Raw genomic sequence first — 14,800 nt, forward strand, 5'->3', positions numbered from 1 at the left:
TGATGGTTATGTAAGACTTCAGGTGTTGTCACCTATGTGAACGAACTTTTGTGTAACCCATGAGGGTGACCCGTACAGGAAGGGGCTAGTAGCGCCGCTACATCCTTCGGATCAGCCACCCAATCACAGAGCCCCAATCCCAAATCCCCAACCCCACCCCGCCAACCCCACCAACCCGTGAAGAACCCAAAAACGGGACTGCCAGCCTTGCCTAAGGCCCGATGATCGGGCACCGTGCCGCTACGCCGAATCATAAGGATACAAATTCATGTCACATTCCCTAGCCGGCACATTGGCCCACGGTTTCCTGGGTCAGTCGCCCCGCTGGTACAAGGCGCTGATTGCCCTGTTCCTGGTGCTCAACCCCTTGCTGCTCACCACTGCAGGCCCCGTAGCCGCAGGCTGGACACTGGTGATCGAGTTCATCTTCTGCCTGGCCATGGCGCTCAAGTGCTACCCGCTGATGCCCGGCGGCCTGCTCTTGATCGAAGCGCTGCTCCTGGGCATGACCTCGCCGGAGGCTCTGTACGAGGAACTGCTGCACAACTTCCCCGTGATCCTGCTGCTGATGTTCATGGTCGCCGGCATTCACTTCATGAAGGAACTGCTGCTGTTCGTGTTCTCGCGCATCCTGCTCGGGGTCCGCAGCAAGGCCGCGCTGTCGCTGCTGTTCTGCGTATTGTCGGCGTTCTTGTCGGCGTTTCTCGATGCCCTGACCGTGACTGCCGTGATCATCAGCGCCGCTGTCGGTTTCTACGCCGTTTACCACCGTGTCGCATCGGGTACCAACCCACGCGAGGACAGTGCCGTGGACAGCGACCAGCGTATTCATGGACTGCATCGCGACGACCTCGACCAGTTCCGCGCCTTCCTGCGCAGCCTGCTGATGCACGGTGCCGTCGGTACCGCACTGGGGGGTGTCTGCACCTTGGTCGGCGAACCACAGAACCTGCTGATCGGCCATGAGATGAGCTGGCATTTCGTCGAGTTCTTCCTCAAGGTGGCACCGGTGTCGCTGCCGGTACTGGCTGCCGGCCTGGTCACCTGCGTGCTGCTCGAGCGCTTTGCCCTGTTCGGCTACGGTACCCGACTGCCGGAGAATGTCCGCCAGGTACTGGCAAACTGCGCCAAGGAAGACGACGCGGCACGAACCCAGGCCCAGCGACTGGCGCTGTGGGTGCAGGGTCTGGCGGCGCTGGTCCTGATCGTGTGCCTGGCCCTGCATGTGGCCGAGGTGGGCCTGATCGGCCTGATGGTGATCGTGCTCATCACCGCCTTCACCGGCATCAACGACGAGCACCGCCTGGGCCGAGCGTTCCAGGACGCCATGCCGTTCACCGCACTGTTGGTGGTGTTCTTCGCGGTGGTAGCTGTGATCCACCAGCAGCAGTTGTTCACCCCTCTCATCGAATGGGTGCTGGCCCTGCCGGCCGAGCAACAGCCGGGCATGCTGTACCTGGCCAACGGGGTGCTGTCGGCCATCAGCGACAACGTGTTCGTCGCTACCATCTACATCACCGAGGTCAAGCAGGCCTTCCTCCAGGGCAGCATGAGCAAGGAACACCTCGAAACCCTGGCCGTGGCGATCAACACCGGCACCAACCTGCCCAGTGTCGCCACGCCCAACGGGCAGGCCGCGTTCCTGTTCTTGCTGACCTCGTCGATTGCACCGCTAGTGCGGCTGTCGTACGGGCGCATGGTCTGGATGGCGCTGCCGTATACCTTGGTGATGGGCGGTCTGGGCTGGTGGGCGGTGACCTACTGGCTGTGATCGTCAGCCGCACTTTTGCCCGTGCCGCGCGGTCGAAATTCACGTCCCCCTTGCAAGGAGTTTGATCATGGCTCTGCGTACCGCCCTGCTTCTATCCTGTATCAGCCTGGCACTGGTCGGTTGCGCCGGCTCCGCCGATGAAGCGCGCAACCCACCCACCACTCAGCAGGTCGACCTGCAGCGCTATCAAGGCACCTGGTACGAGCTGGCTCGGTTGCCGATGTTCTTCCAGCGCAACTGCGTGAAGTCCCAGGCGCACTATGCCCTGCGCGAAGACGGCCGCATCGATGTGACCAATGTCTGCCAGGAAAAGGACGGGCAGACCAATGCAGCCCACGGCACCGCCGAGCCCCAGCAAGCCGGCAAGACCGACAAGCTGTGGGTGCGCTTCGACAACTGGTTCAGCCGCCTGGCGCCGAACCTGACCAAGGGCCAGTACTGGGTGCTGTACCACGACGCGGACTATCGCGTGGCGCTGGTCGGCCACCCCAATCGCGAGTACCTCTGGCTGCTGTCACGGACCGAAACGGTCAGCGACCAGACCCGTGAACGCTTGCTGAGCATCGCCCGTGAACAAGGCTATGACACCAGCAAGCTGATCTGGCGCCAGCAGTGAGCCGCTTGAGGGCGCCATTGGCCTACAATGGCGCCCCCAAGCGTTAAGGAATTCGCCATGGACCTGCAGTTTCTGGGCACCTCGGCCGGCGTGCCCACCAAGGCCCGCAATGTCAGCGCCACTGCCGTCATCGAGGCCAGCGGTCGGCGCTGGTATCTGGTCGATTGCGGCGAAGGCACCCAGCATCGCCTCTTGCATTCGCCCCTTTCGTTGCGCGACCTGAGCGGCATCTTCATCACCCATGTGCACGGCGACCATTGCTTCGGCTTACCGGGGTTGCTGGCCAGTGCCGGAGTGAGCGGGCGCAGCGAGCCGCTCGACCTCGTGCTGCCCGCTGCGCTGCATGAGTGGCTGCGCCTGAGCCTGACAGCCAGCGACAGCTACCTGCCTTTCGAGTTGCGCCTGCATGCGCTGGAGGGCTTCTGCGGCTGGCGCAATGCGGTGCTGCAAGTGGAGACCGTGCAGCTGTCGCACCGGGTGCCCAGCGTCGGTTATGTGTTCAGCGAGCTGAACCCGGAACCCCGCCTGGATATCCCGCGCTTGGAAGCCGATGGCGTGGCGCGGGGGCCGTTGTGGGGGGAACTGGCCAGGGGCCAGAACGTGGTGCATGAAGGCCGGACCTTGCAGGCTGCCGACTACCTGCGCGCTTCACGTCCGCCACGGCGGGTGATCGTCTGCGGCGATAACGACCGTCCTGAATTGCTCGCCGAGGTCGCCCGCGACGTGGATGTGCTGGTACACGAGGCCACGTTCACCGAGCCGGTCGTCGCCCGCTCCGGCCTGACCTGGGGCCACAGCACGGCAGCCCAGGTGGCGCGCTTCGCCGAACTGGCCGGGGTGCGCAACCTGGTGCTGACCCACTTCAGCGCCCGTTACCCAAGCCTGGAGAGCATTGCTCAGGAAGCCCAGGCGCATTACCGGGGCAACTTGACGCTGGCGCGGGACCTGCAGCGCTATCACCTGGATCGCGACGGATGCCTGGTCGCGGCTCAAACGTAGTCGCCCGCCCCTGAAGCAGCCCGGTCGCGCACAGGACACTGGGCCCGATGCAGGTTGAGTGCGGTGTTGATGATGCCGATATGGCTGAACGCCTGGGGGTAGTTGCCCAGCATGCGCTTGCCCGCCGGGTCGTACTGCTCGGCCAGCAGCCCCACGTCGTTGCACAAGCCCAGCAGGCGCTCGTATAGCGCCTGGGCCTGTTGCTGGCGGCCAAGCAGCACGTAGACATCCGCCAACCAGAACGAACAGACCAGAAAGGTACCTTCGCCTGGGGTCAGGCCATCGCTGCAGCTGTCGGTGTCGTAGCGCAACAGCAGGCCGTTCTTCAGCAGGCGCTGCTCGATCTGCGCCAGAGTCTCGACGAAACGAGGGTCGTGGGCAGGAAGAAAGCCGGTCAGGGCGATCTGCAACAGGCTGGCATCAATCTCGTCGGAACCGTAGGCCTGCACGAAATACCGCCCCGTGGCGTCCAGGCCGTGACTGCAGACCTCGTGGTGAATCTGGTCGGCGATCTGCCGATAGTGTCGTCCCTGCTCGCGGCCCTCTTCGGTGGTCTCGGCCAGGCCTGCGGCCCGGTCGAACGCGACCCAGGCCATGACTTTCGAGTGCACGAACTGCTGAGGGCCACCCCGCACTTCCCAGATGCCTTCGTCCGGCTCGCGCCAGATGCGCTCCAGGTACGGCAGGATCAAACGGGCGATGGAGGCGCTGCGTGGATGACGCGGCAGGCCTCCCTTGATCGCCTGGCTCATGGCATCGGCCAGCTCGCCGAAGATATCCAGTTGCAGTTGCTGGGCCGCGGCGTTGCCTACGCGTACCGGTTGCGAGTGCTCGTAGCCGGCAAGCCAGGGCAACTCGAACTCATGCAGGTCGCGCTCACCCGCCAGGCCGTACATGATCTGCATCTGCTCGGCGTTGCCGGCCACCGAGCGCAGCAACCACTCGCGCCAGGCCTGGGCTTCATCGAAATAGCCCAGGTTCATGAACGCCAGCAAGGTCATGGTGGCATCGCGCAGCCAGCAGAAGCGGTAGTCCCAGTTGCGCTCGCCACCCACCCGCTCGGGCAGCGAGGTGGTCACGGCGGCCACGATGCCGCCGGTCGGTGCGTAGGTCATGGCCTTGAGGGTCAGCAACGAGCGTCGCACCCCGGCACTGTAGGGGCCGACGTCCGGGCATCGGGCGGCGAAAGCCTGCCACTGGGCGATGGTCTGCTCCAATGCACGCTCGATGTTGCAGTCCGGTTGCACCGGCAGATGCGAAGGTTGATGGCGCAGGCTGAACACCTGACGCTCGCCGGCACTGACGCGAAACCGCGCCACGGTGTGGTGATCCATACCGTGGGCCTCGACCGTGCTGCACAACAGCAAACGGTCGGGACCGGCGACGGCGCTGAGGGTCAGCGGGTCGAGCTTTTCCACCCAGGGCACGCTGCGCCCGTAGTCGAAGCGCATCACCAGATCCATTTCGAAGTTGATCTCGCCCGACAGGCCCTCGACGATGCGCACCACCGAATTGACCTCGCCCAGCGGCATCAGGTCGAGCACCCGGGCACGGCCACCGGCGGTGACCCAGGTAGTTTCCAGCACCAGTGTGTCGTCCAGGTAGCGGCGCGTGCTGCGCTCGACGTCATCGCTGGGCGCCAGACGCCAACGGCCGTTTTCCTCATTGCCGAGCAACGCTGCGAATACCGCCGGAGCGTCGAAGCGCGGCAGGCACAGCCAGTCGAGGGAGCCGTCACGGCTGACCAGGGCGGCACTGCGGCAATTGCCGAGCAAGGCGTAGTCTTCGATTGGAGCAGGCATCGAGTCTCCTTGGTTGAATGCCGGGGATGGCGGGCATCAGCTGCGGTTACGGCCCAATGGCTGCCACTCGCGCTTGTCCTTGGCCAGAAGGTCGTCGGCCGCCTTCGGCCCATCTTGCCCGGCGGGGTATTCATGCACCTCACCGCCCTTGGCCCAGGCCTGCAGGAACGGCTGCACCGCGCGCCAGCCGTTCTCGATGTTGTCGGCCCGCTGGAACAAGGTCTGGTCGCCGGTCAAGCAGTCGTAGATCAGGGTTTCGTAGCCGGTGGCCGGGGTCATGTTGAAGTAGTCCTTGTAGGCGAACCCCAGCTCGACGTTTTCCACCACCACTTCAGGCCCCGGCCGCTTGGCCTGAATGGCGAAAGCCATGCCCTCGTCGGGCTGGATCTGAATCCTCAGGAAGTTGGGCTTGGGTCGCTCCAGGGCCGACTGGCGGAACTGGGCATAGGGTGCCGGCTTGAAGCAGATGACGATCTCGGTGTCGCGCACGCTCATGCGCTTGCCGGTACGCAAGTAGAACGGCACCCCGGCCCAGCGCCAGTTGTCGATCATCACCTTGAGCGCCACGTAGGTTTCGGTCTGGCTGTCGGCTGCCACGTTGGGCTCCTGGCGATAACCGGGCAGACGCTTGCGCCCCTGCTTGCCGGCGCTGTATTGACCGCGCACGGAGTTTTTCAGCGCCATGGTCGGCGACCAGGGGCGCACCGCGCCGATGACCTTGGCCTTTTCACTGCGCACGGCATCGGCGGCGAACGCCGCCGGTGGCTCCATGGCCACCATCGCCAGCAACTGGAACAGGTGATTGGGCACCATGTCGCGCAGCGCGCCGGTGCTGTCGTAGAACGCGCCGCGGGTCTCCACACCGACGGTTTCGGCGGCGGTGATCTGCACGTGGTCGATGTAGTGGTTGTTCCAGAACGACTCGAACAGGCCGTTGGAAAAACGGCTTACCAGGATGTTCTGCACCGTTTCCTTGCCCAGGTAGTGGTCGATGCGGTAGATCTGCCGCTCGCCCATGACCTTCAACAGGCAGGCATTGAGCGCCTCGGCACTGGCCAGGTCGGTGCCGAAGGGTTTTTCCACCACCACCCGGCGAAAACCCCCTGCGGACTCATCGAGCAGGCCAGCCTGGCCCAGGCGCTGGGCCACTTCAGGAAAGAACCGCGGCGCGGTGGCCAGGTAGAAAATCGCGTTGCCATGGCGGGTGGCATCGATGCGCTTGGCCAGAGCGGCATAGGTCTCGGGGTCGAGGAAGTCGCCGGTCTGGTAGTCCAGGCACTTGGCCAACCGCGCCCAGCGTTTCTCGTCCAGGCACTTGCCGGCGCAGTCACCAGCCTGATCGCGCTCGCGCATGAAGCCATACAGGTGCTCGACGAACCCCTCGCGGTCCGAGGCGTTGTGGTCGACGCCGACGATACGCAGGTTGCGATCCAGCAGGCCGTCGCGGCTGAGGTTGTACAGCGCCGGCATCAGCAGGCGCTTGACCAGGTCGCCGCTGGCGCCGAACAGGAACAGCGTGCACGGCGGCGCAGTGGGCGGCTTGCGTGGATTCATTCGGCTTTCTTCTCGACGTGGCCGCCAAAGCCCAGGCGCATGGCCGAAAGGATCTTGTCGCCGTAGGTGCCCTGCTGCTGGCGCGAGCGGAAGCGGGCGAACAAGGCACTGGACAGCACCGGCACCGGCACGGCCTGCTCGACGGCAGCATCGATGGTCCAGCGTCCTTCGCCGCTGTCGGACACCGAACCACTGAACTGTGTCAGTTGTGGATCGGCCACCAGGGCATCGGCGGTGAGGTCGAGCAGCCAGGAGGTCACCACACTGCCTCGGCGCCAGACTTCAGCGATTTCAGCCACATTGAGGTCGAAGCGCTGGTCCTCCGGCAGTTCGTTGCCGCCTTTGCTGCGCAGCAGGTCGAAGCCTTCGGCATAGGCCTGCATCAGGCCGTACTCGATGCCGTTGTGCACCATCTTCACGTAGTGCCCGGCACCGGGCGGTCCGGCATGGATGTAGCCGTGCTCGGCGCGCTGGTGCTCGCCCTCGCGCCCCTGGGTGCGAGGAATGTCGCCAACACCTGGGGCCAAGGCCTTGAACAAGGGCTCCAGGCGCTCGAACACGTCCTTCTCGCCCCCGATCATCATGCAGTAGCCCCGTTCCAGACCCCACACTCCCCCGGAGGTACCGACGTCGAGGTAATGCAAGCCGCGTGTGGCCAGCTCGCCCGCCCGGCGGACGTCGTCCTTGTAGAAGGTGTTACCGCCGTCGATGATCGCATCGCCCGGCTCCAGCAGCTCGGCCAGCTGGGCGATGGTCTGCTCGGTCGGCTCGCCCGCCGGCAGCATCACCCACACCGCGCGCGGTGCCTTGAGCTTCTGCACCAGCGCGCCCAGGTCGTGCGCGCCCTGGGCGCCTTCGCCCTCCAGCGCGGTCACCGCGTCACGGCTGCGATCATGGACCACGGTGCGGTGGCCGGCGCGCATCAAGCGCCTTGCGATATTGCCGCCCATGCGGCCCAGCCCGACGATTCCCAGTTGCATGAGCCGATGCTCCCCTTTCACGAAAAATTAGATGACAACACAGTTCAGGTTTTCAGATTAGTCCAGCGTACCGCACGAGGGTTCAGCGACGAACGGCGAGACAACCATAAACAAAAAAGTTCCCATCGCCTTGGAAAGAATTCACAATGCGCGCCGCATGAAGCGTCTAAGCTTCAACTGTCACCAGCCAAAACCGCGAGGTGTATTCATGGGTACCTACATGCCTGCCACTCCAACCCAGACCCTCTATGTCTCCGTGCGCCGCGACGAACTGCGTCAGTTGAAGGATGAGCGTGACCAGTTGCGCCTTCAAGTCGCCCAGCTGAGCATGCTGCTGGAGCAAAAGCGCGCTGACGACAAATCCGTCAGCCTGTAAGTAACCTCCCCTCCTGCGTGGGAGCTGCCCTGGCTCCCACCCGACCGCAGCGCCTCCCTGCAGTAAACCGCCGTAACTGAAGACGATTCACGAATTCGGAAGTCCCCACTACCCGGCGCTACTGAGCGTGGGATCGCGGGTCAGACGGGCGAACGCCGCCTGCGACCGGTGAATGTATCTATTTGTGTACGAACTGCAACCGGACACACAACTCGGCAACAGCTGCCCACGGCAGACACAGACGGGATACAGCGTTCCTCTTTACTGGCTGGCATCAACCGCACCGATGCCCACGCAAGGAGACGCACGATGTTCGCCAGCCACCCCACCACCGCCCCGTCCGCGCCACGCCGCCTGACCCGCGCAGCCCTATTCGCCTGTGCCCTGTTGCCGCTCGGCCTGGCCGCCACCGGCAGCACGTTGGCAGCATCCGCAGCTCCCACGGTCTCGTCCAGCAGCCAGGACACCTTCGGCCCGCTCAAGCACATCAAGGCCGGCGTGCTGGATGTGGCCTACGTCGAGCAGGGGCCGGCCGATGGCCCGGTGGTGATTCTGCTGCATGGTTGGCCATACGATATCCATAGCTTCCAGGAGGTCGCCCCAACCCTGGCCGCCAAGGGCTACCGGGTGCTGGTGCCGTATGTGCGCGGTTATGGCCAGACCCGTTTTCTCTCCGCGCAGACCCCGCGCAATGCTCAGCCTGCGGCACTGGCCAGCGACCTGATCGCGTTCATGGACGCCCTGCATGTGCAGCGCGCCGTGCTCGCCGGTTTCGACTGGGGTGCACGCACCGCCGACATCGTCGCGGCGCTTTGGCCGGAACGGGTCAAGGCCCTGGTGTCGGTCAGCGGTTACCTGATCAGCAGCCAGGAAGCCGCCAAGGCACCGCTGCCACCGAGTGCCGAATTGCAGTGGTGGTACCAGTACTATTTCGCCACCGCCCGAGGCCAGGCCGGCTATGCCGCCAACCGTCACGCCTTCGCCAAGCTCATCTGGCAGATCGCCTCGCCCAAGTGGGCATTCGACGATGCCACTTTCGAACGCAGCGCCAAGGCCCTGGACAATCCCGACCAGGTCGCCATCACCGTGCACAACTACCGTTGGCGCCTGGGCCTGGCCCAGGGCGAAGCGCAGTACGACCCGCTGGAAGCCAAATTGGCCAAGCTGCCGAGCATCAGCGTGCCGTCCATCACCCTCGAAGGCGATGCCAACGGCGCCCCACATCCGCCAGCCGAGGCCTATGCCCAGCGTTTCAGCGGCAAGTACGAATACCGCCTGATCGCCGGCGGCATCGGCCATAACCTGCCGCAAGAGGCGCCGCAGGCCTTCGCCAAGGCAGTGGTGGACGCAGATCATCTTTGAACGGCAAGGCGCAGCAACCGGGTCAATTGCTACAGCAAGTTTCACCTGCCAGGCGAAACTCTTCGCGCACGATCCGTGCGGGCCTGGCGGGTGAAGCACCCATTCCATTTCAGCGCGGCCCAGGACTACCGGGGCCTGCGTTTCTTCGCTCAGATTCACGAACGGAAACAGATCTCACACCTGAATGTAGGAATGGTTAACCTACCGCTGTAGGCCGGATGACCAACTTGCGAAATGCCTGTATGAAACCCCAGTTCCGAGCCCGACTTTCGAGCTGTTAGGGTCCGCGCTTCCTACAACGGCACGGATGCCCACGGCAAAGAGAAACAACATGGAACATTTTCACGAAGCAGCACGCGGGCTGCAGAAAACCCTGCTGGACCTGCGCCGCTCCCGCGACCGCCTGCTGGCGGATGGCGAACTGGAAAAAGCCGCGGCGCTTGGCCTGCAGATCAGGCAGATGGAGCAGATGCTGAGCAACCTGCCGCCAGCGCTGCGGCCAGCGACCTTGCAGTAAACCTCCGACGCGCTCGTCCGCTCAGCGCCAGCCCTCCAGGCGCATGGTCGCCCGTACCAGGCGCTGCTCTTCCTGTTCGATCTCGCGCAAGTTGTCGCGAATGCTGTGGATGTGCTCCTTGGCTGCCCGCTGCGCCTGTTCCGGCAGTTGCTCCATCACCGCGTGGTACAGGCGAGCGTGCTGGCGGTCGATCTGGCGTTTTTGCGCCGGCCGGCAGTAAAGGTTGTTGACCGAGGCGAACACGGTGCTCAAGGTCAGGTCGCTGAGGGTCTGCAGGGTGTGAACCAGCACCGGGTTGTGCGAGGCCTCGCTGATCGCCCGGTGGAACGCATGGTCGAGCCGCGCCTGCTCGCGGGGATCGTGCGGCTGCGCATCCTCATGGGCGGCCAGCATGTCGTCGTAGCGGCGTTTGATCAGCAGCCGGTCGACCTCGGTGGCACGTAGCGCGGCCAGACGAGCCGACTCGCCTTCGAGCAAAGCCCGCACCTCGAGCAGGTCGAACAAGGTGCGCGGCTGGGAACTGAACAGGTGCATCAGCGGCGTGGCATTGTCGGCGCGAGTCAGGTCGGCGACATAGGAACCGCGACCATGCTCGGTTTCGACGATGCCCCGGCCCCTGAGCACGCGCAACCCTTCGCGAAGCGCCGAACGCGAGCAGCCCAGCTTCTCCACCAGGCGTCGTTCCGATGGCAAGGCCTGACCCACCTTGATCACGCCGTCGACGATCAACTTCTCGATTCGCTCTGCGACCTGGTCGGCGACCTGGACCCTTTCTTGTTTCGTGTGCGGCGAACTGGACATCGCAACCTCTTGTTCACTGGTAGGACCAGTTGTCAGTGGGCAAGGCGCTTTCATCAAGATCCTAGCCCCGAAAGCCCCCAAGCATCCACCTCTTCACCTGACAGCAGGAAAAAAGTGGTAGGACCAGTGAACCCGCCCCTCGACGTCAGCTGTCCCAGGCCGCAGTCTCGAAGACGTTCAGCGTGGAGCCGCAGACCTTGGTCTGGGCTCGTCATAACAAAACACAAAAGCGAGCACCATGAACATTCTCTACGACGAGCGCGTCGACGGCGCGCTCCCCCGGGTGGACAAGGCAATGCTGCTCGATCGCCTGCGCTCGGCCCTGCCCGACCTGGAGATCCTGCACACCCTCGAAGACCTGCGTCCCTACGAGTGCGACGGCCTGTCGGCCTATCGCGTGGTGCCGCTGCTGGTGGTGCTGCCCGAACGCCTCGAACAGGTGCAGGCGCTGCTCAAGCTGTGCCACGCGCTGAACGTGCCGGTGGTGGCACGCGGTGCCGGTACCGGGCTGTCCGGCGGCGCGCTGCCGCTCGAACAAGGCATCCTGTTGGTCATGGCACGCTTCAATCGCATTCTCGAAATCAATCCCGAAGGCCGCTTCGCCCGCGTTCAACCTGGGGTACGCAACCTGGCCATCTCCCAGGCGGCAGCGCCCCATGGCCTGTACTACGCGCCCGATCCTTCCTCGCAGATCGCCTGCTCGATCGGCGGCAACGTGGCCGAAAACGCCGGTGGCGTGCACTGCCTGAAATACGGCCTGACCGTACACAACCTGCTGAAGGTGGACATTCTCACCATCGAGGGTGAATGCATGACCCTGGGCAGCGATGCCTTCGACGCGCCGGGCTTCGACCTGCTGGCGCTGTTCACCGGCTCCGAAGGCATGCTCGGCGTGGTCACCGAGGTCACCGTCAAACTGCTACCCAAGCCACAGGTGGCGCGGGTACTGCTGGCCAGCTTCGACTCGGTGGAAAAAGCCGGGCGAGCGGTGGCCGACATCATCAGCGCCGGGATTATCCCCGGTGGTCTGGAGATGATGGACAACCTGTCGATCCGCGCCGCCGAAGACTTCATCCACGCCGGCTACCCGGTGGACGCTGCGGCCATCCTGCTCTGCGAGCTCGATGGCGTGGAGGCCGATGTGGAGGACGATTGCCAGCGGGTCGAGGCAGTGCTCAAGGCTGCCGGGGCCACCGACGTGCGCCTGGCCTGCGACGAGGCCGAACGGGCGCGGTTCTGGGCCGGGCGCAAGAACGCCTTCCCCGCCGTCGGACGCATCTCGCCGGACTACTACTGCATGGACGGCACCATTCCGCGCCGGGCCCTGCCCGAGGTGCTCACCGGTATCAGCACGCTGTCGGAAACGTTCGGTCTGCGGGTGGCCAACGTATTCCATGCCGGCGACGGCAACATGCACCCGCTGATTCTGTTCGATGCCAACCAGCCCGGCGAACTGGAGCGCGCCGAGGCCCTGGGCGCTCGCATCCTCGAACTGTGCGTAGCGGTGGGCGGCAGCATCACCGGCGAGCACGGCGTGGGCCGCGAGAAGATCAACGCGATGTGCGCGCAGTTCAGCAGCGACGAACTGACCCTGTTCCATGCCGTCAAGCACGCCTTCGACCCCCAGGGCCTGCTCAACCCTGGCAAGAACATTCCGACCCTGCACCGTTGCGCTGAGTTCGGCTCGATGCACGTGCACCACGGCCAACTGCCGTTCCCTGAACTGGAGCGCTTCTGATGCGACACGATCACGACGCCAGCGTGGCGCTGCTGGAGCAGGTCAACCAGGCGCTCAACGAACGCACCCCGCTGCGCATCCAGGGCGGCAACAGCAAGGCCATGCTCGGCCGCCCGGTCCAGGGCGAGGTGCTCGACACCCGCGTGCACCGCGGCATCGTCAGCTACGACCCGACCGAACTGGTGCTCACTGCCCGAGCCGGTACGCCGTTGGCGGAAATCGAAGCGGCGTTGCAGGCCCAGGGGCAGATGCTGCCTTTCGAGCCACCGCACCTGGGCCCTGAGGCGACCCTGGGCGGCATGGTCGCCGTGGGCCTGTCCGGCCCTCGTCGGCCATGGGCCGGTTCGACCCGCGACTATGTGCTGGGCACCCGGGTGATCACTGGCCACGGCAAGTTGTTGCGCTTTGGCGGCGAGGTGATGAAGAACGTCGCCGGCTATGACCTGTCACGCTTGATGGCCGGCAGTTTCGGCTGTCTGGGGCTGCTGGTCGAGGTGTCGCTGAAGGTGCTGCCCAAGCCACGCGCGTGCCACAGTCTGCGCTTGCCGATGGATGCCCATCAGGCCCTGGGCGAGCTGGCCGAATGGGGTCAGCAGCCGATCCCGATCAGCGCCGCCTGCCACGACGGCGAGGCCCTGCACCTGCGCCTGGAGGGCGGCGAAGGTTCGGTGGCTTCAGCCGTCGACCGGCTCGGCGGCCAGGCACTGGACAGCCGGTACTGGGCCGAACTGCGCGAGCAACGCCTGGGCTTCTTCGCCGGCGACGAACCGCTGTGGCGGCTGTCGCTGCCGAACAACACGCCGCTGCTGAACCTGCCGGGCAGACAGTTGCTCGACTGGGCCGGCGCCCAGCGCTGGCTGAAGTCCGATGCCCCGGCGCAGACCATTCGCGCGGCTGCGGCCCAGGTCGGAGGTCACGCGACCTTGTTCCGCCAGGACCCGGAGCCTTTCCAACCACTGGCCGAACCGCTGTTGCGCTATCACCGCAACCTCAAGCAGCAACTCGACCCCCAGGGCATCTTCAACCCTGGCCGTCTGTACGCCGACGTCTGAGAGCGCGCCATGCAAACCGATCTGAGCGATTACGCCAAAAGCCTTCCTCGCGCCGAGGAAGCCGAACGCATTCTGCGTTCGTGTGTGCACTGCGGTTTCTGCACCGCCACCTGCCCGACCTACCAGTTGCTCGGCGACGAACTGGACGGGCCGCGCGGGCGCATCTACCTGATCAAGCAGGTGCTCGAAGGCCAGGAGGTGACCGCCAAGACGCAAAGCCACCTAGACCGCTGCCTGACCTGTCGCAACTGCGAAACCACCTGCCCTTCGGGCGTGGAGTACCACAGCCTGCTGGACATCGGCCGTGCGGTGGTCGAGGAAAAGGTCCCGCGCCCGTTCGGCCAGCGCCTGCTGCGCGAAGGTCTGCGCAGCGTGGTGCCCCGGCCTGCGCTGTTCAAGGCCTTCACGCAGACCGCCAAGGCGTTGCGCCCGCTGTTACCACACACCCTGCAAGCCAAGCTGCCGCGCCATGCACCGCCAGCCAAGCCGCGCCCGCAGCGTCAGCATGCGCGTCAGGTGCTGATGCTCGAAGGCTGCGTGCAACCGAGCCTGTCGCCCAATACCAATGCCGCCGCCGCCCGTGTGCTCGACCGCCTGGGCATCTCGGTGACCGCGGCGCGGGAGGCCGGTTGCTGCGGCGCGGTGGACTATCACCTCAACGCTCAGGACAAAGGCCTCGATCGGGCCCGGCGCAACATCGACGCCTGGTGGCCGGCGATCGAAGCCGGTGCCGAAGCCATCGTGCAGACCGCCAGCGGCTGCGGCGCCTTCGTCCGTGACTACGGCCACCTGCTCGCCGGCGATCCGGCCTATGCCGCCAAGGCGGCCAAGGTCAGCGCCCTGGCCCGCGACCTGGTCGAGGTCCTGCGCGAAGAGCCCCTGGAAAACCTCGGCGTGCACGCCGATCAGCGCCTGGCGTTTCATTGCCCGTGCACCCTGCAACATGCGCAAAAGCTCGGCGGCGCCGTCGAGGGTGTACTGGGCCGGCTAGGCTTCAGTCTCACGGCAGTGCCTGACGGCCACCTGTGCTGCGGCTCGGCCGGCACCTATTCGCTGACTCAGCCGGCGCTCTCGCGACAACTGCGGGACAACAAGCTCAACGCGCTGGAAAGCGGTAATCCGCAGGTGATCGTCACCGCCAACATCGGTTGCCAGACCCACCTCGACAGCGCTGGGCGCACGCCGGTGCGCCATTGGATCGAACTGGTGGAAGAAGCCCTTATCTAGGAGAT

At 65.0% G+C, this 14,800-nt stretch carries 13 protein-coding genes; 9 read left to right on the plus strand and 4 right to left on the minus strand.

Annotated elements, in window-relative coordinates; translation table 11 throughout:
- The first annotated feature begins 268 nt into the window (after nt 1–268).
- The 3 genes from nhaB to E2H86_RS18725 all read left to right on the plus strand — a co-directional run bounded on the left by nhaB (nt 269) and on the right by E2H86_RS18725 (nt 3,386).
- Nucleotides 269–1,771, plus strand: a complete 1,503-nt coding sequence (nhaB, locus tag E2H86_RS18715) for a sodium/proton antiporter NhaB (protein ID WP_133330481.1) — start codon at nt 269–271, stop codon at nt 1,769–1,771.
- Nucleotides 1,772–1,838: 67 nt separating this feature from the next.
- Nucleotides 1,839–2,387, plus strand: a complete 549-nt coding sequence (locus tag E2H86_RS18720; protein WP_133330483.1) for a lipocalin family protein — start codon at nt 1,839–1,841, stop codon at nt 2,385–2,387.
- 57 nt (nt 2,388–2,444) lie between these two features.
- Nucleotides 2,445–3,386 (plus strand): ribonuclease Z, encoded by a 942-nt coding sequence (locus tag E2H86_RS18725; RefSeq protein WP_133330485.1) that lies wholly within the window; start codon nt 2,445–2,447, stop codon nt 3,384–3,386.
- On the opposite strand, the gene E2H86_RS18730 is transcribed toward E2H86_RS18725, so the two are convergent.
- Genes E2H86_RS18730 through gnd form a run of 3 tightly spaced genes read right to left on the minus strand, consistent with a single transcriptional unit; the run spans nt 3,377 to nt 7,722 of the window.
- Nucleotides 3,377–5,188: a glycoside hydrolase family 15 protein gene (locus E2H86_RS18730; RefSeq protein ID WP_133330487.1), complete on the minus strand. Its 1,812-nt coding sequence runs from the start codon at nt 5,186–5,188 to the stop codon at nt 3,377–3,379. The genes E2H86_RS18725 and E2H86_RS18730 overlap by 10 nt on opposite strands.
- A 36-nt stretch (nt 5,189–5,224) precedes the next feature.
- Complete coding sequence (gene zwf, locus E2H86_RS18735) at nt 5,225–6,742, minus strand: glucose-6-phosphate dehydrogenase (RefSeq protein WP_133330489.1); 1,518 nt, start codon at nt 6,740–6,742, stop codon at nt 5,225–5,227.
- Nucleotides 6,739–7,722, minus strand: coding sequence for a phosphogluconate dehydrogenase (NAD(+)-dependent, decarboxylating) (gene gnd / locus E2H86_RS18740; RefSeq protein WP_133330491.1), 984 nt, complete (start codon nt 7,720–7,722; stop codon nt 6,739–6,741). The genes zwf and gnd overlap by 4 nt, the downstream gene beginning before the upstream one ends.
- Before the next feature lie 208 nt (nt 7,723–7,930).
- On the opposite strand from gnd, the gene E2H86_RS26005 reads away from it, so the two are divergent.
- The 3 genes from E2H86_RS26005 (at nt 7,931) to E2H86_RS18750 (ending at nt 9,977) form a co-directional block, all read left to right on the plus strand.
- Entirely contained in the window at nt 7,931–8,098 is a 168-nt protein-coding gene (locus E2H86_RS26005) for a DUF6026 family protein (RefSeq protein WP_165976096.1), read from the plus strand.
- Nucleotides 8,099–8,407: 309 nt separating this feature from the next.
- The gene (locus E2H86_RS18745) at nt 8,408–9,460 is read left to right on the plus strand and encodes an alpha/beta fold hydrolase (RefSeq protein ID WP_133330493.1); all 1,053 of its coding nucleotides are present in this window, start codon (nt 8,408–8,410) and stop codon (nt 9,458–9,460) included.
- 331 nt (nt 9,461–9,791) lie between these two features.
- Nucleotides 9,792–9,977, plus strand: coding sequence for a hypothetical protein (locus E2H86_RS18750; RefSeq protein WP_133330496.1), 186 nt, complete (start codon nt 9,792–9,794; stop codon nt 9,975–9,977).
- Nucleotides 9,978–9,998: 21 nt separating this feature from the next.
- On the opposite strand, the gene glcC is transcribed toward E2H86_RS18750, so the two are convergent.
- Nucleotides 9,999–10,778 carry a transcriptional regulator GlcC gene (gene glcC / locus E2H86_RS18755; RefSeq protein ID WP_133330498.1) on the minus strand — a complete coding sequence of 260 codons (780 nt, stop codon included), beginning with the start codon at nt 10,776–10,778 and terminating at the stop codon, nt 9,999–10,001.
- Nucleotides 10,779–11,016: 238 nt separating this feature from the next.
- Between glcC and glcD the strand changes: the two genes are divergently transcribed.
- From glcD to glcF, 3 genes are read left to right on the plus strand one after another with little or no spacing between them, the layout of a single operon-like run.
- Nucleotides 11,017–12,516 (plus strand): glycolate oxidase subunit GlcD, encoded by a 1,500-nt coding sequence (glcD, locus tag E2H86_RS18760; RefSeq protein WP_133330500.1) that lies wholly within the window; start codon nt 11,017–11,019, stop codon nt 12,514–12,516.
- A complete protein-coding gene (gene glcE, locus E2H86_RS18765) occupies nt 12,516–13,568 on the plus strand; it encodes a glycolate oxidase subunit GlcE (protein ID WP_133330502.1) in 1,053 nt (350 codons plus the stop codon). The genes glcD and glcE overlap by 1 nt, the downstream gene beginning before the upstream one ends.
- Nucleotides 13,569–13,577: 9 nt before the next feature.
- Nucleotides 13,578–14,795: a glycolate oxidase subunit GlcF gene (glcF, locus tag E2H86_RS18770; RefSeq protein WP_133330504.1), complete on the plus strand. Its 1,218-nt coding sequence runs from the start codon at nt 13,578–13,580 to the stop codon at nt 14,793–14,795.
- Nucleotides 14,796–14,800: the final 5 nt, after the last annotated feature.

It is taken from the genome of Pseudomonas putida (genome assembly GCF_004357765.1).
Classification (GTDB): Bacteria; Pseudomonadota; Gammaproteobacteria; order Pseudomonadales; family Pseudomonadaceae; genus Aquipseudomonas; species Aquipseudomonas putida_U.